The 17,128-nt window shown below is 64.4% G+C and carries 11 protein-coding genes; 10 read left to right on the top strand and 1 reads right to left on the bottom strand.

Features of this window, described 5'->3' with window-relative positions:
- The first annotated feature begins 37 nt into the window (after positions 1-37).
- From GEV02_RS15495 to pbpC, 9 genes are all read left to right on the top strand, one after another.
- Positions 38-643, top strand: coding sequence for a toll/interleukin-1 receptor domain-containing protein (locus tag GEV02_RS15495; RefSeq protein WP_152838840.1), 606 nt, complete (start codon positions 38-40; stop codon positions 641-643).
- 11 nt (positions 644-654) lie between these two features.
- Positions 655-2,619: a KGGVGR-motif variant AAA ATPase gene (locus tag GEV02_RS15490; protein ID WP_152838839.1), complete on the top strand. Its 1,965-nt coding sequence runs from the start codon at positions 655-657 to the stop codon at positions 2,617-2,619.
- 69 nt (positions 2,620-2,688) lie between these two features.
- On the top strand, positions 2,689-3,426 hold the full coding sequence (gene surE / locus GEV02_RS15485) for a 5'/3'-nucleotidase SurE (protein ID WP_152838838.1): 738 nt from the start codon (positions 2,689-2,691) through the stop codon (positions 3,424-3,426).
- Positions 3,423-4,298, top strand: a complete 876-nt coding sequence (locus GEV02_RS15480; protein ID WP_152838837.1) for a protein-L-isoaspartate(D-aspartate) O-methyltransferase — start codon at positions 3,423-3,425, stop codon at positions 4,296-4,298. The genes surE and GEV02_RS15480 overlap by 4 nt, the downstream gene beginning before the upstream one ends.
- 29 nt (positions 4,299-4,327) lie before the next feature.
- Positions 4,328-5,266 carry a peptidoglycan DD-metalloendopeptidase family protein gene (locus GEV02_RS15475; RefSeq protein ID WP_152838836.1) on the top strand — a complete coding sequence of 313 codons (939 nt, stop codon included), beginning with the start codon at positions 4,328-4,330 and terminating at the stop codon, positions 5,264-5,266.
- A gap of 7 nt (positions 5,267-5,273) precedes the next feature.
- Complete coding sequence (gene rpoS / locus GEV02_RS15470) at positions 5,274-6,281, top strand: RNA polymerase sigma factor RpoS (RefSeq protein WP_152838835.1); 1,008 nt, start codon at positions 5,274-5,276, stop codon at positions 6,279-6,281.
- Between the two features lie 79 nt (positions 6,282-6,360).
- A complete protein-coding gene (gene rlmD / locus GEV02_RS15465) occupies positions 6,361-7,698 on the top strand; it encodes a 23S rRNA (uracil(1939)-C(5))-methyltransferase RlmD (RefSeq protein WP_152838834.1) in 1,338 nt (445 codons plus the stop codon).
- A 79-nt stretch (positions 7,699-7,777) separates the two neighbouring features.
- Positions 7,778-13,507 carry an alpha-2-macroglobulin family protein gene (locus GEV02_RS15460; protein WP_152838833.1) on the top strand — a complete coding sequence of 1,910 codons (5,730 nt, stop codon included), beginning with the start codon at positions 7,778-7,780 and terminating at the stop codon, positions 13,505-13,507.
- Positions 13,504-15,603, top strand: coding sequence for a penicillin-binding protein 1C (gene pbpC, locus GEV02_RS15455; RefSeq protein ID WP_152838832.1), 2,100 nt, complete (start codon positions 13,504-13,506; stop codon positions 15,601-15,603). Before GEV02_RS15460 ends, pbpC begins: the two co-directional genes overlap by 4 nt.
- A 141-nt stretch (positions 15,604-15,744) precedes the next feature.
- Here the strand turns inward: pbpC and GEV02_RS15450 are convergent, their stop codons facing one another.
- Positions 15,745-16,425, bottom strand: a complete 681-nt coding sequence (locus GEV02_RS15450; RefSeq protein ID WP_152838831.1) for a Bax inhibitor-1/YccA family protein — start codon at positions 16,423-16,425, stop codon at positions 15,745-15,747.
- A gap of 270 nt (positions 16,426-16,695) precedes the next feature.
- Between GEV02_RS15450 and ndk the strand changes: the two genes are divergently transcribed.
- Positions 16,696-17,103: a nucleoside-diphosphate kinase gene (gene ndk, locus GEV02_RS15445; RefSeq protein ID WP_008450630.1), complete on the top strand. Its 408-nt coding sequence runs from the start codon at positions 16,696-16,698 to the stop codon at positions 17,101-17,103.
- Positions 17,104-17,128: the final 25 nt, after the last annotated feature.

Here is a 17,128-nt window from a genome sequence, read left to right as displayed (position 1 = left end):
ACGCTGCCCCTCTGTCGGAGCGGCATCGGAGGATGTCATGACTATCCGTCACGGCTGCTTTTTCAGTTACGCGCACGGCCAGCACGCTTACATGAGCAAGTTCAAAAACGATCTGGTGGACGCGCTCAAGTGCTACCTGGAGCCGCACTTCGACAACGAGAACGAACTCTTTGTTGATAGTGAGCAACTCGGAGGCGGGGACGACATCGATCAGAAACTGGCGCGCGCCATGTGTGAGAGCGCTTGCATGATTGTTATTTATACACCGAAGTACGAAGCCCATGCCTACACCCGACGTGAGTTTGCAGCAATGCAACTTATTGAAAATGAGCGCAAGCATTGGTATCCGCTGCCCAGCCACCTGATTATCCCCATCATCATGACCCCGCATCCGGACGGTTTGCCGCCACAAATTTCCGGGCCGGGCATGTATGTCGACTTTTCGCGCTACACGCTGGCCAGTGCCGATTTGAAAACCAATCCGGAATTCATTCCGGACATCAAGAAAATCGTTGCGCGCATTGCCGAGCATTACCACTACCTAAAGCGATGCACGCCGCCGGAGCATGACTGTGGCCGTTTTGTCATGCCAGACATTCCGCCGGAATGGCGTGCCATTCCTCCTCCACACTTCCCACGCTAAAAAGGTTCGCCATGGAAACCACTGCCTTGTCGCTGCCGCCGTTGACCGGAACCGGCGAAGTTATCACTTTCTATTCTTACAAGGGCGGAACGGGGCGCACCATGGCCTTGTCCAATATCGCGGTGTTGCTGGCCCGCCAGCAGAACGCCACGTCGCCCGTGTTGATGATCGACTGGGATCTGGAGGCGCCGGGCTTGCACCATTATTTCGACCACCACGAAGAGCGGCCCGGGGTGCTGGAGCTATTTGAGGCTTGCCGCGAGCAGCTAATGCGCAGAGGCAAGGGCGCGGCCCTGCTGGACGAGGAAGAGTTGGCGCGCGAGGTGCTGGCCGCCGTCGGCTGGGAGCAATATGTCAGCCGGGTCGACCAGAGCAGCCAGCTGTACCTGATGCGCGCCGGCCGTTTCGATGAGAGCTACGGCGAACGCTTGGCGGCGATGCACTGGGATCAGTTGTTCGACAGCTGCCCCGCGCTGTTCCGTTGCTTTGCCGATAATCTTTCACGCCATTTCCGCCATGTGCTGGTCGATTCCCGCACCGGCCGTACCGACAGCGCCGGCATCTGCACGACCTTGCTGCCGCGCAAGCTGGTCGTGGTGTTCACGCCCAACCGCCAGAGCCTGGAAGGCGTGCAGGCGATGGTCACGCGCGCGACCGCCTATCGCCGCAGCCATGAAGACGAACAGCGGCCATTATTGGTCTATCCTCTGCCATCACGCATCGAAATGGGCGACAGCGTGCAGCGCGCCCAGTGGCGGCGCGGCGATCAGCAACGGCGCATCACTGGCTACCAGCCCATCTTCGAGCAGCTGCTGAGTACCAGCTACGGCCTGACCTACATGTCGCTGGACAGCTATTTTGATGAGGTCCAGCTACAGCAGACCCGCACCTTCGCCTACGGCGAGCAACTGGCGGTGAGCATGGACCGGGGCGGCGATCGTTTTTCGCTGACGCGCACCTTCGAAGCCTTCCTCGACTGGCTGGCCGGCGGCTACTTCCCATGGCAATCGAGCCGCGAAATCCGCTTGATGGACTCGATCGCCGACGCGCGCCGGGTGCTGGCGGCAGGCGGCGCGCGGGCAGTGTCGCAGCCGCTGGCACTCGGTCTCAACCAGTTGGGCGAGCTCTACCGTGGCGAGGGCCGGTTGCGGCAGGCGTCGGCTTGTTTCGAGGAAAGTATGACGCTGCGCCAGCGCGGCTTGGGCGAGGATCATCCCGATACGCTGCTCAGCAAGGGTAATCTGGCGGGCGTACTGCGCTCGCAGGGGCAGTTGGACGAGGCGCAATTCCTTGAGGAATGCATCGTCGAAGCGCGCGAGCGCGTGCTGGGGCCGGAACATCTCGATACACTGGCGGCGCGGGCCAATCTGGCGGCCACGCTGGCGGGGCAGGGCAGGCTGGCCGATGCGCTGGCCATGCAGGATGCGGTGCTGGACGCCTATTTGCGCATGCTGGGCCCGGAACACCTGCTGACGCTGGCCTGCAAGGCTGGCCGGGCCGACATGCTGTTCCAGCGCGGCGACACCGAACACGCCCGCATCGCGCAGGAGCAGGTGCTGGCCGCGCGCAAGCGCTTGCTGGGCGCCGAGCATGCGGACACGCTGCGCAGCAAGGCCGCGCTGGCCTGCACCCTGTTGCGGATGCAAGAGCTGGACGCCGCCGGCAGCCTGTTCGACGCCGTGCTGCAGGCGCAGATCCGGCGCTTGGGCCCGGATCACCCGGAAACCCGCAAGGTGCGCGAGCAACTGGCCGATGTGCAGATGCAGCTGGGCGGCCCGGTGGGAGGGCGCATCGGCGAGCAGGCGCTGGTGCCGGAGCTGCATCAGGACGGCGCCATGGACGATTACGGCGACGCCTTGTCGCGCCCGTTGCGTCCGCGTGGCGTTCCCAGCCCCAGCGGCTTGTGGACCCGCGCCGGCGACGAATTGCTCGCGCTCGACGGCCATTTGTCCGCTTCCAGGCCGCCGTCGCGCTAGCGCAAATTTATCTGGTGTGGAGCCCGCCGGCACGCGCAGTCCGGCCATTGCTTCAGGTAAAATCATTGTATGAGAATCCTGATCAGTAATGACGACGGCTACCTGGCGCCGGGCATCAACGCGCTGGCCGAGGCCCTTGCACCCATCGCCGACATCGTGGTCGTGGCGCCCGACAGCAACCGCTCCGGCGCCTCCAATTCGCTGTCGCTGGACCGGCCGCTGTCGGTGCAGCGGGCCGCCAATGGTTTTTATTTTGTCAACGGCACGCCGACCGACTGCGTCCACGTGGCGCTGACCGGCATGCTGGACTACCGGCCCGACCTGGTGGTCTCCGGCATCAACAACGGCCCGAATATGGGCGACGACACGCTGTATTCGGGCACGGTCGCCGCCGCCACCGAGGGCTATCTGTTCGGCATCCCCGCCATCGCCTTTTCGCAAGGCGCCTATGGCTGGGAGCACATCGAAGACGCCGCCCGTCATGCGCGCGACATCATCCAGCGCTATTATGAAGCGCTGCCGGCGCCGTATCTGCTGAACGTCAACATCCCGAACCGCCCTTACGAGCAGCTGACGACTCCGGTCGCCACGCGGCTGGGCCGGCGTCACCAGGCCGAGCCGGTGATACGGGCCAGGGATCCGCGCGGCAGGGAAATTTTCTGGATCGGCCCGCCGGGCGCGACCAAGGATGCGGGCGAGGGCACGGATTTCCATGCCTGCGCCCAGGGTCTGACCTCGATCACGCCGCTGCAGATCGATTTGACCCACAAAACTCAACGCGATGCATTGGCAAAGGCCCTGGCATGAACGAGAAGAACCGTAGCTTTCCCCTCCCGCTATCCTCGGTAGTCGATAAGGGGGCCAAGAAGGCGACGGTGTTCGCGCCGGTGGCCACGCCGCAAACGGCGACCCAGAACGCGGCCCGCCACGTGGCGCCGCAGCACGGTTATTCCAATGCGCGGCCGGTGGCGGCGCCGTCCAAGTCGCACAGCTACGCGATGGAACGGGCGCAGCCGGCGGTAGCGCCGGCGCCGCGCGGCAATCCGCTGGTGTCCGACGCGGTGCGCCGCGCCATGGTGCAGCGGGTGGCGAGGCAGGGCGTCAAGGATGCGGTGGTCCTGGGCGCGATGGAGAGCGTGCCGCGCCATATGTTCATGGACGAGGCGCTGGCCTCGCAAGCCTATATCGACGCTTCGCTGCCGATCGGCCACCACCAGACCATCTCCCAGCCCTACATCGTCGCCCGCATGATCGAGGTGATGCGCAACGGCGGTCCCTTGCAGCGCGTGCTGGAGATCGGCACCGGCTGCGGCTACCAGGCGGCGGTGCTGTCCTGCGTGGCGCAGGAGGTGTATTCGATCGAGCGCATCAAGCCGCTGCACGAGCTGGCCAAGGCCAATCTGCGGCCGCTGCGCGTGCCGAACCTGCGTTTGCATTACGGAGATGGTATGCTAGGCCTGCCGCAAGCGGCCCCGTTCGACGGTATCATCCTGGCCGCCGCCGGTCTGGAAGTGCCGCAAGCACTGCTGGATCAGCTGACCATAGGCGGCCGGCTGGTGGCGCCGGTGGGCGCGCGCGCGCAGCACCTGGAATTAATTACACGCGTCGGCAAGGCGGAGTGGACCAGCCAAACGCTGGAAGACTGCCATTTCGTCCCGCTGCGTCCGGGCACAATATGATGTGCCCGTACCATTAGATTAAGATGAGAATGACAAATAAAAGCAACCTGCTCGCACTGAGCTTTGCGCTCGCTTTCTTGAGCGCCTGTAGCACCACCCCGAATCAGGCACCGGTCGTCGACCGCACCGTGCCGCCGCCAGTCAAACCCGCCACCCCCAGCGAAACGGCGCAGATCGCCCGCGACGAGCGCGGCCTGTACACGGTCAAGAAGGGCGACACGCTGATCCGCATCGCACTGGAATACGGCCAGAACTACCGCGACCTGGTCACGTGGAATAACCTCGCCAACCCGAACGACATCAAGGTCGACCAGGTGCTGCGCGTGCTGCCGCCGGACAGCGCGGCCAGCAACGGCGTGCAGACCGGCGCCATCGTCATGCCGCCGGCGGAGAAGACGCCGCCGCCTCCGCCTGTGGTCAAGAAAACCGAGCCGAAAGGCGAGAAGAAAGCCTATTCGGAAAGCGCGCTGGCCGAGCTGCAACGCCCTGAGGGCAGCGGCAAGAGCGAAGGCAACGGCGGCAGCATCAAGCCGTCGCCGGCCGTCGTCGCCGCGCCGCCGGTCGCCGCCGCCGCATCGGCCGCCGCCAGCGCCGAAGATGAAAAACTCAGCTGGATGTGGCCGTCCGACGGCCGCGTCATCGCCACCTTCGACGAAGGCAAGAACAAGGGTGTCGATATCGCCGGCAAGGCGGGCCAGCAAGTCGTGGCTGCCGGGGCCGGAAAAGTGATGTATGCAGGCAGCGGCATCCGCGGATATGGTAATCTCGTTATTGTGAAGCACAGTAATAGCTTGTTATCGGCCTACGCCCACAATCGCACCATCGTGGTCAAGGAAGGCCAGAGCGTGACCAAGGGACAAATGATTGCGGAAATGGGCGATTCCGACGCCGACTCCGTCAAACTGCACTTTGAAATCAGGCAGCAGGGCAAACCGGTGGACCCGTCCAGATTCCTGCCTAACCGCTAGACTAGCCATGACACAGACGCCGCACGACCCGATGGATGACGACTCGGCCCCGGACGAATTCCCGGACGAGAGCAGCGATGATGTCGCCATCGAATCGGGGGACGGCGAGGCTGAAGTCGCCGAACCCGCTGCGGTACTGGAAAGCGTCGACGAACTGAAGAAAGTGCTGGCGGCCGAGCTGTCGACCGACACCACCCAGCACTATCTGAACCAGATCGGCACCCGGCCGCTGCTGACGGCGCCGCAGGAAGTGCACTACGCCACGCTGGCCAAGGCCGGCGATTTCAGTGCCCGCCAGACCATGATTGAACACAATCTGCGTCTGGTGGTGTCCATCGCCAAGCACTACATCAACCGCGGCGTGGTCCTGCTCGACATGATCGAGGAGGGCAACATCGGCCTGATGCGCGCCATCGACAAGTTCGAGCCCGAGCGCGGCTTCCGTTTCTCCACCTACGCCACCTGGTGGATACGCCAGAGCATAGAACGCGCGATCATGAACCAGGCCCGCACGGTGCGGCTGCCGGTGCACATGGTGCGCGAGCTGAACCAGATCCTGCGCGGCAAATACCACCTCGAAGCCCAGCACCACAACGGCAAGGACGCCACCGCCGAGGACATCGCCGAGCTGGTGGGCCGCCCGGTGGAGGAGGTGCAGGACATCCTGGCGCTGTCCGAGCACGCCACCTCGCTCGACGCGCCGCTGGACAACGATCCGCAATCGTCGCTGATGGACATGCTGCCCGGCGACGCCGAAGACAGCCCCGACGCGCGCGCCGAGCACCACGAGATGACGCTGCTGGTGCGCGACTGGCTGACCAAGCTGCCGGACAAGCAGCGCATCGTCATCATGCGCCGCTTCGGCCTCGACAACGACGACCCGGCCACGCTGGAAACGCTGGCCGAGGAAATGGGCGTCACCCGCGAGCGCGTGCGCCAGATTCAGCAGGAAGCGCTGGTCAAGCTGAAACGGGCCATGGCCGCGCGCGGCGTGGTGCGCGATTCCCTGCTGTAGTCTCTTCCCATTCTGCTATCATGTCGGCCCCGGCATATGAGTGCCGGCGCTAGCCATTCCCAATCCAACATTGAACGTTATGCAAGAAAATACAATCTTCATCAAGTCGCTCGACATGGACGCCCGCGGCGTCGGCCATCTGGAAAATGAAGACGGCTCCCAAGGTAAAGTGGTGTTTGTCGAAGGCGCATTGCCTGGCGAGACGGTGAAATTCACCACGTTCAAGAAGAAGAAAAACTGGGAAATGGCGCGCATGGACGAGCTGCTGCATGAATCCCACATGCGCGTGCAGCCCAAGTGCGTGCACTTCGAAATGTGCGGCGGCTGCTCGATGCAGCACCTGGAGCCGACCGCCCAGGTGGCGATCAAGCAGCGCGTGCTGGAAGATAACCTGCAACACATCGGCAAGGTGCGTGCGCTGTCGGTGATGCGCCCGATGTACGGCCCGACCTGGGGCTACCGCTACCGCGCGCGCCTGTCGGTGCGCCACGTGGCCAAGAAGAACACGGTGCTGGTCGGCTTCAAGGAAAAGAAAACCATCTTCGTGGCCGACATCCAGAGCTGCCAGATCCTGCCCAAGCATGTGTCGGACCTGCTGCTGCCGCTGCGCGCGCTGATCGGCTCGATGACCCTGTTCGACCAGATCCCGCAGATCGAAGTGGCCATCGGCGAAGGCGTGACCGCGCTGGTGCTGCGCATCATGGCGCCGCTGGGCAATGGCGACGACGCCAAGCTGAAGGCTTTCGCCGACCAGCACAACATCCAGTTCTGGCTGCAGACCAAGGGCCCGGAAACGGCCGCGCCGTTCTACCCGCTGGACCAGGAGCTGTACTACCTGTTGCCGGAATTCGGTATCAAGATGCCATTCAAGCCGGTCGATTTCACGCAGGTGAACCACTACATCAACCGCGTGCTGGTGGCCAAGGCCCTGCGCCTGCTGGAAGTGCAGCCTGAAGACCGCGTGGCCGACCTGTTCTGCGGCCTGGGCAACTTCACGCTGCCGCTGGCGACGCAGGCGCGCGAAGTGGTCGGCATCGAAGGCGCGACCTCGCTGACCGAGCGCGCGCTGGACAACGCCAAGGCCAACGGCCTGTCCGACAAGACGACCTTCTACACCCGCAACCTGTTCGAAGTGACGGCTGATCACCTGATCGAACTGGGCAAGTTCGACCGCATGCTGATCGACCCGCCGCGCGACGGCGCCATGGCCCTCAGCGAAGCGCTGGTGGCGCTGAGCCAGACCCGCGCCGACCTGCTGCCCAAGCGTATCGTCTACGTGTCGTGCAGCCCGTCCACGCTGGCGCGCGACGCCGGCATCCTGGTCAACGCCGGCTATGTGCTCGATAAGGCGGGCGTGGTCAATATGTTCCCGCACACTTCGCACGTGGAATCGATGGGCGTGTTCAATTTGGCCTGATGTTTTTCCGGTAATGTTGTTGACTTTGCCCGGGGCGTTTGCAACACTGGTCTGATTCCTTATCAGCACCGGAGTTGGCATGCGCCTCCTGTCCCGTTTTATAGGCATGGCTGCCCTGTGCAGCCTGCCGCTGGCCGTTCTGGCCCAAACCACCGTCACCTCCTTTTCTCCCAGCGGCGTCGTCAAAGGCGTACGCCAGGTCACGGCGCGCTTCAGCGGCCAGATGGTCCCCTTGGGCGACATGCGCCTGGGCGATCCGTTCACCGTCGATTGTCCGGAAGAGGGCAAGGGCCGCTGGATCGACGGCAAAAACTGGAGCTACGATTTTGTCCGCGACCTGCCGGCCGGCGTGGCGTGCAGCTTCACGCTGAAGAGCGACGCCAAAGACCTGGCGGGCAATCCGCTCGCCGGCGAACACCGTTTCGCCTTTAACACCGGCGGTCCCGCGATTGTTCAATCGGTGCCGCGCGAGGGCGCGTCGGACATCGACGAACAACAGATCTTCATCCTCGGTCTCGATGCGCCGGCCGGCGACGACACCGTCGCCGCCCACGCCTGGTGCCGCGCCGAAGGCATCAACGAAAAAATCGGCGTGCGCGTGCTGAAAGGCGCGGAGCGCGAGCAGATACTGGAACAGCGCAAATCCTTCACCGACCGCTATCTCACGCTGTACTTCAAGGCGCGCGGCGTGGTGTGGGGCGCCACAACGAAGGTGCGCAGCAAGCGCCTGGAGCAGTTGCCGCTGACTGTCCTGCAATGCAAGCGCCGCCTGCCTGCGAATGCGGAAGTGTCGCTGGTCTGGGGCGCGGGCATCACCGCCGACAGCGGCATCGTCACCACGCAGGACCAGACCTGGACGTACAAGACCCGACGCGAGTTCACCGCCAGTTTCAGCTGCGACCGATTGAAGGTTGATGGCGGTTGCATCCCATTCCTGCCAATGCGCTTGCAATTCACCTCCCCGATCCGCATGGCCGACGCGTTGGCCATCAGGCTGACCGGCCCTGGCGGCAAAACCTTCAAGGCCGGCGTCGACAAGGAAGAGGCCAAGGCCGACTATGTCAGCTGGCTGACCATCAACGGACCTTTCCCTGAAAAGTCCAAACTGACGCTGTCACTGCCGGCCGGTTTGAAGGACGACGCCAACCGCACCTTATTGAATCAGGCGCGCTTCCCGATGACGGTGCAGACCGACGCGCAGCCGCCGCTGGTCAAGTTCCCCGCGCGCTTCGGCATCATCGAAGCCAGGGGCGACCGCCTGCTGCCGGTCACGGTGCGCAATATCGAGGGCAGCCTGGCCGGCCGCACGTCGCGGGTCGACGGCGCCGCCTTGCGCGTCAACGATGGCGCGGTCGCGCAGGATGAGCAGGACAAGCAGATCATGGCCTGGCTGCGCCGCATGTCCGGCTACGGCTGGGAACCGCAGGAGCTGTACGGCGATGCGCTCTACAAACCGCTGCTGGGCGACAGCAAGCGCGCACCGGCCGGTGCGGTCGAGCGCTTCACCATGCCCAAGCCGGGCGGCAAGCAGGCGTTCGAAGTGGTCGGCATCCCGCTGCGCAAGCCCGGCTTCTACGTGGTCGAACTGGCCAGCCCCAAACTGGGCGCGGCGCTGAACGACAAGCCTTCCACCGCCTACGTCAGTTCGGCGGCGCTGGTGACGAACATGGTGGCGCACTTCAAGCGCGGCGCGCAGTCGTCGCTGGTGTGGGTCACGTCGCTGGACAAGGGCAAGCCCGTGCCGCAGGCGCAGGTGACGGTGCGCGATTGCGCCGGTAAGCAGGTGTGGCAGGGCGCCACCGACGGCATGGGCGTGGCCCGCATCGCGCAGGAGCTGGCGGAAGGCCGCTGCGACAACACCAGCGGCTACTTCATCAGCGCCCGCAGCGGCGCCGACATGACCTTCACGCTGTCCAGCTGGACGCGCGGCATCGAGAGCTGGCGCTTCAATCTGCCGACGGAGGACAGCAGCGCCGACACCGTCATCGCCGCCACCGTATTCGACCGCACGCTGCTGCGCGCCGGAGAGACTGTGCATATGAAGCACTTCCTGCGCCGCCATGTGCAGCAGGGCATTGCGCTGGTCGGCGCGGGCGAAGCGCTGCGCAAGGCGCAGCCGGGCAGTATCTTCGTCATGCACGAAGGCAGCGAGCAGAAATACGAACTGCCGATCAGCTGGGGCGCCAACGGCAGCGCGGAAAACCAATGGGCGATTCCGACCGATGCGAAGCAGGGCTGGTATCAGGTCATACTGGGCGGGCGCACGGCGGGGCGCTTCCGCGTCGAGCAGTTCCGTGTGCCGACCATGAAAGCCGTCCTGCAAGGACCGAAGACGCCGGCCATCCAAGCGCCGACGGTGGATCTGGATGTGCAGCTCAGCTACCTGTCCGGTGGCGGCGCGGGCGGAGCGCCGGTGCAGTTGCGCACCGTGGTGCAGGACAAGGCGGTCAGCTTTGAAGACTATGCGGACTTCACCTTCAGCACCGGCGACGTCAAGGTCGGCGTCGAGCGCAGCAACGGCGCTTTCGACGAAGACGAAGGCATGTTCGAAGAGGGCGAGGCCGACGCAGACAGCGGTGCGGTCAGCGGGCCCGCAGGCATCAAGACCCGCAGCCTGTCGCTGGACAAGGCCGGTGGCGCGCGCGTCACGCTCGATCAACTGCCGGTGGTGCAAACCCCGCGTGACTTGACGGCCGAAATGTCCTACCAGGACGCCAACGGCGAAACGCTGTCCGTCTCCACGCGCATACCATTGTGGCCGTCCAGTTATGTGATCGGCATACAGCCCGACGGCTGGGTGCTGAGCAAGGACGCGCTGAAGTTCCAGGTGGTGGTGCTGGACCTGCAAGGCAAACCGGTGGCGGATGCTCCGGTGTCTGTGGACTTCTTCCAGCGGCAGTCGTACTCGCATCGGCGCCGTCTGATCGGCGGCTTCTACGCCTACGAGAACAACAACGAGGTCAAGGCCCTGGGCGCGGCCTGCGCGGGCAAGACCGACAACAAGGGCCTGCTGATCTGCCAGGTCAAAGCGCCCGCATCGGGCAACCTGATCCTGCGCGCCAAAACGCAGGATGCGCAACAGCGCGTCGCCATGACCAACCGCGAAACCTGGGTGGCCGACGGCGCCGACTGGTGGTTCAACGCCACCGACAACGATCGCATCGACCTGCTGCCGGAGAAGAAGCGCTACGAGCCGGGCGAAACGGCCAGCTTCCAGGTGCGCATGCCGTTCCGCGAAGCGACCGCGCTGATTACGGTGGAGCGCGAGGGCGTCATCGATACCTATGTGCGTCCGCTGTCGGGCAGCGCGCCGGTGTTCACCATCCCGGTCAAGAACAGCTATGCGCCGAATGTGTACGTATCGGCGCTGGTGGTGCGCGGCCGTGTGGCCAGCGTGCAGCCGACCGCGCTGGTCGACCTGGGCAAGCCCGCCTACAAGCTGGGGATCACGCCGCTTCGCGTGGGCTGGTCGGCCAATGAACTGAAGGTGCAGGTCACGGCGGACAAGCCGGTCTACAACATCCGCGACAAGGCCACGGTGGCGGTCAAGGTCACGCGTGCGGACGGCTCGGCGCCGCCCGCCGGTGCGGAGGTGGCGCTGGCGGCGGTCGATGTCGGCCTGCTGGAGCTGATGCCCAACACCAGCTGGGATCTGCTGGAAGCGATGATGCAGCAGCGCAGCCTGCAAGTGCAGACGGCGACCGCGCAGATGCAGGTGGTCGGCAAGCGCCACTTCGGCCGCAAGGCTGTGCCGCACGGCGGTGGCGGCGGCAAGGGCGGTGGGCGTGAGCTGTTCGACACGCTGCTGTTCTGGAAAGGCCGCGTCGTTCTGGACGCCAACGGCGAAGCCACGGTGCAGGTGCCGATCAACGACTCGTTGACGGCCTTCCGCATCGTCGCCATCGCCAGCGCCAACGCCGACCTGTTCGGCACCGGCCGCACCGAGGTGCGCAGCTCGCAGGATTTGATACTGCTGTCAGGCCTGCCCGCGCTGGTGCGCGAGGGCGACCGCTTCCGCGCCGGCTTCACGCTGCGTAACACCACCGACGCCGCCGTCAAGGTCGCGCTGACCGCCAGCGCGGGCGGCAAGGCGTTGGCGCCGCAGCAGGTGTCGCTGGAGGCGGGGCAGGCGCAGGATATCGGCTGGGACTATCAGGTGCCGCTGAATGTCAGCTCGCTGGCGTGGGATGTCAGTGCCAGCATCGTGGCCGAAGGCGAGGGCGGTCCTGCCTCGCGCGACCGCTTGAAGGTCAAGCAGAAAGTGGTGGCCGCCGTGCCGGTACGCACCACGCAGGCCACGCTGCTGCAACTGGACGGCAAGCAGTCGATGCAGGTCCGCCTGCCGGACGATGCGCTGCCGGGACGCGGCGGCGTGCAGACGCAGTTCAGCGCCCGCCTGGGCAGCGATCTGCCGGGCGTGCGCGATTACATGAGCGCCTACCCATACCGCTGCTTCGAGCAGGTCAGCTCGCGCGCCATCGCGCTGCATGACAAGGCGATGTGGCAGTCGGCGGTCGATACGCTGCCGGCGCATCTGGATGCCGATGGTCTGGTCAAATACTTCGCCAGCATGCAGCAGGGCTCCGACTCGCTGACCGCTTATGTGCTGTCGGCCTCGCAGGAGGCGGGCTACGACATCCCGGCGGAGCTGAAGGGGCGCATGGAGACTGGCCTGATGGCCTTTGTGCAGGGTAAGGTGGTGCGCTACTCGTCGCTGCCGACCGCGGACCTGGCGATCCGCAAGGTGGCTGCGCTGGAGGCGCTGTCGCGCTCCAACGGCATCCTGCCGGAAGCGCTGGAGTCCTTCGCCGCCGAGCCTAACCTGTGGCCGACATCGGCCGTCATCGACTGGTACCTGGTGCTTAAGCGTTCGCCCAAGCTGCCGATGCGCGCGCAACGGCTGGCGCAGGCCGACCAGATTTTGCGTTCGCGCCTGAACCTGCAAGGCACGACGATGGGCTTCTCGACCGAGCGCACCGACGACTGGTGGTGGTTGATGGCGTCCGCCGACACCAACGCCAACCGGCTGCTGCTGGCGATGGCGGACAACCCGGCCTGGAAGGACGACATGGGCCGTCTGGCGCGCGGCGCGCTGGGGCGCCAGAAGAAGGGCCGCTGGGGCACGACGGTAGCCAATGCCTGGGGCACGCTGGCGATCGACCGCTTCTCGCAGAAGTTCGAGAGCGTGGCCGTCACCGGCACCAGCAGCGCCACGCTGGCGCAGGCCAGCAAGAGCATCGCTTTCGGCGGCACGTCCAAGGGCGGCAGCGCGATGCTGCCTTGGCCGCGCGGCAGTGGAGAGCTGGAGCTGAGCCACGTTGGCACCGGCAAGCCATGGGTGACGGTGCAGACGCTGGCCGCACTGCCGTTGAAGGCGCCCGTATCGAGCGGCTACAAGATCGCCAAGACCATCACGCCGGTGGAGCAGAAGAAGGCCGGCGTCTGGTCGCGTGGCGATGTCTATCGCGTGCATCTGGACCTGGAAGCGCAGTCGGACATGACCTGGGTGGTGGTGGACGATCCTATTCCGGCCAGCGCCACCGTGCTCGGTTCCGGGCTGGGGCGCGATTCGCAGTTGCTCAGCGCCGGCAACAAGAGCATCGGCTGGACCTGGCCGGTGTTCGAGGAGCGTACTTTCGAGGGTTATCACGCGTTCTACCAGTTCGTCCCGAAAGGAAAGTGGAGCGTGGAGTACACTGTGCGTTTGAATAATCCGGGCCAGTTCAACCTGCCTTCTACGCGTGTCGAAGCGATGTACAGCCCGGAGATGTTTGGCGAAGCGCCGAATGCACCGATGAGCGTGAAATGAAACTGATAGCAGCAAGCTTGCTGGCGCTGGCCGGCGCCGCACATGGCGCCGCGCCGAGTGCCGATGCGTTTAGCGTACCGACGCCGGAGCAGGTGCGGTCCGGCTACCGCTCCTCGGAGGCCGAACTGTTGGACCGCAACGGCCAGCCGGTGCAGTCGCTGCGCATCGACATGAAAGTGCGCCGCCTGCCATGGGTGGCGCTGGCCGACATCTCGCCCAGCCTGCCGGCGGCCGTGCTGCAAGCCGAAGACCAGCGCTTCTACGAACACGGAGGCGTGGACTGGAGCGCGGCCACCAAGGCCGCCTGGGACAATCTGTTCCGCAGCCGTCCGCGCGGCGCCTCCACCATCACCATGCAGTTGGCCGCGCAACTGGATCCGCATCTGCAGGCTTCCGCCAAGGGCCGCAGCTGGGGGCAGAAGTGGGACCAGATCAAGGCCGCCCGCGAGATCGACGCCAGCTGGACCAAGCCGCAGATCATGGAAGCCTATCTGAACCTGGTCTCCTTCCGCGGCGAGTTGCAAGGCGTGGGCGCGGCGGCGCGGGGCCTGTTCGGCAAGGCGCCGTCGGGACTGAACCTGACCGAATCGATGATCCTGGCCAGCCTGCTGCGCGGGCCGGGTGCGGCGCCCAAGGTGGTGTGGCAGCGCGCGTGTGCGTTGTCGCGTGAGCTCAAGGCGCCGGCCACCTGTAGCGAGATCGAACTGCGGACCATGATCGCGATGAGCCGTCCGCTGATGGCGGCCGATCTGCCGCCAGCGCCGCAGGTGGCGCAGCAGTTGCTGACCAGTGGCGGACAGTCGGTACGCAGCACGCTCGACGCCGACTTGCAGCGCTACGCGCAGACGGCCTTGCGCCAGCAACTGATGTCGCTGAGGACGCGCAACGTCAACGACGGCGCGGTGGTGGTGCTGGATAACGCCAGCGGCGAGATCCTGGCCTATATCGGCAATGCCGGTACCGGCGAGGTCGATGGCGTGGCGGCGCTGCGGCAGGCCGGGTCCACGCTCAAGCCTTTTCTGTACGAGCTGGCGCTGGAGCGCCGGCTGATCACGGCGGCGTCGGTGATGGACGATACGGCGATCGATATCTCCACGCCGACCGGCCTGTATATCCCGCAGAACTACGACAAGGAATTCAAAGGCCACGTCAGTGTGCGGACCAGTCTTGCCAGCTCGCTCAACGTGCCGGCGGTGCGTACGCTGGTGATGACGGGCATGGACCGCTTCTACGAGCGCCTGCATGATGTAGGCTTGAACAGCCTGACCGAATCGCCGGACTACTACGGCTATTCTTTGGCGCTGGGATCGGCAGAGGTCACGCTGCTGGAGTTGAGTAACGCCTACCGCACGCTGGCCAACGGCGGCGTGTATGGCCCGGTGACGCTGGCGCCGCGCGCGGCTTCTGCGTCTACGCGGCGGGTGCTGGATGGCAGGGCGGCCTTCATCATCGGCGACATCCTGTCCGACCGCGCCGCGCGCAGCCTGACCTTCGGGCTGAAGAACGAGTTGGCCACGACCTTCTGGAGTGCCGTCAAAACCGGCACTAGCAAGGACATGCGCGACAACTGGTGCATGGGTTACACGGACAGGTACACGGTAGGCGTCTGGGTCGGCAATTTCGATGGACAGTCGATGTGGGATGTTTCCGGTGTCAGCGGCGCGGCGCCGGTGTGGCGCGACGTGATGGATTACCTGCATCGCGGGCAGCCGGGCAGGGCGCCGCAGCCGCCGGCCGGCGTGGTGCGTCAGCAGATCGTCTACCAGCCGGCGCTGGAATCGGCGCGTGGCGAATGGTTCATCGCCGGCACCGAAAGCCCGGTGATCGCGCTGGTGCAGGATACCCAGCGCGCGGCGAAGATCCTCTATCCGGGCGAAGCGAGCATCATCGCCATTGACCCCGACATCCCGGACGCCATCCAGCGCGTCTTCTTCCAGGCACAGGGCGGCAAGGGCCTGTCGTGGCGCCTCGACGGCGCCGATCTAGGCCAGGCCAACACCGACTACGCCTGGCGCCCCGTCCCCGGCCCGCACCAACTGGCCCTGATCGACGCCAACGCCCAGGTCGTCACCACCACCCGCTTCCACGTTCGCTAACCCTGGGGTCAAGTCTGACATTTGGACACGGCCTCTGCCGTGGCAGCTATTACGGCAGAGGCCGTGTCCAAATGTCAGACTTGACCCCATCATGAAAAAAGCCGGCGCTAGGCCGGCTTTCGATGGTGTTGCTGGTGTCGCTTAGTCGCGGTTGCCGCCGAAGATGCCCAGCAGCGACAGCAGGTTGACGAAGATGTTGTACACGTCCAGGTAGATGTTCAGCGTGGCGCGGATGTAGTTGGTCTCGCCGCCGTTGATGATCTGCTGCACGTCATACAGGATGTAAGCCGAGAAGATCGCGATCGCTACCACCGAAATCACGATTGCCAGCGCCGGGATGCCCAGGAAGATGTTGGCGACCGATGCCAGCAGGATCACCACCACGCCCGCGAACAGCCAGTTGGCCATGCCCGAGAAGTCGCGCTTCGATACCGTGGCGATGGTCGCCAGCACCGCGAACACCGACGCCGTGCCGCCAAACGCGGTCATGATCAGGAAGCCGCCGTTCGAGAAGCCCAGGATGCGCGACAGCAGAGGCGTCAGCCACAAGCCCATGAAGAAAGTGAAGCCCAGCAGCAGGGCTACGCCCAGGCCGGAATCCTTGTTCTTCTCAATGCCCCAGATGAAGCCGAAGGCGATCCCGAGGAACAGCAGCGCCATCAGCCCGCCGCCCAGCGGCAGGTGCAGCGAGACGCCCAGCACCGCGCCAAAAATGGTCGGTACCATCGACAGCGCCAGCAGCCAGTAGGTGTTGCGCAGCACTTTGTGCTGCACCGACTGGCGGCTTCCCGCCAGGTCGTAGGTGTTTTGCATGTTGTTCATAAAGAACCTCCTTCATAGTGATTCGAATACCGCTTGCCAAAAGCATAGCACGCCGGGGTAAAAATGCGCAAAATAGGCCCGAAAACCTGCTTAAAGATGGCTTAATACGGCCATATGCCTGATTTTTCCTCGCCAAACAGGCTGTCATGGCCTATCTTGCAAGCTTATCTACTGCCGTTTCTCGGTATATGGGGTGTTCTATGGTAAAATCAAAGGTTGATTGAGTTATCAATTTTGTTTTAAACCTTTCTTTTTATTGGAGTTTTTTAAATGGCAATCGAACGCACCCTGTCGATCATCAAACCAGACGCAGTTGCAAAAAACGTAATCGGCCAAATCTACAGCCGCTTCGAAGGCGCTGGCCTGAAGATCGTTGCTGCTCAAATGAAGCAACTGTCGCGTGAAGAAGCCGAAGGCTTCTACGCTGCGCACAAAGAGCGCGGTTTCTTCAAGGATCTGGTTGACTTCATGGTCTCCGGTCCAGTCATGATCCAAGCTCTGGAAGGCGAAAACGCAGTCCTGAAAAACCGCGAACTGATGGGCGCTACCGATCCTAAGAAGGCTGACAAAGGCACCATCCGCGCCGACTTCGCCGATTCGATCGACGCTAACGCTGTTCACGGTTCCGACGCTGTCGAAGCCGCCCAAGTTGAAATCGCTTACTTCTTCGGTAAGTAATTTTTAGTAGATCCGTTTCCGCGCC

The sequence above is a fragment of the Rugamonas aquatica genome, from assembly GCF_009380215.1.
In the GTDB taxonomy this organism is placed as follows: Bacteria; Pseudomonadota; Gammaproteobacteria; order Burkholderiales; family Burkholderiaceae_D; genus Rugamonas; species Rugamonas aquatica_B.
Note: the sequence above shows the minus strand (reverse complement) of the source record. Positions and strands in the feature narration are given on the sequence as shown.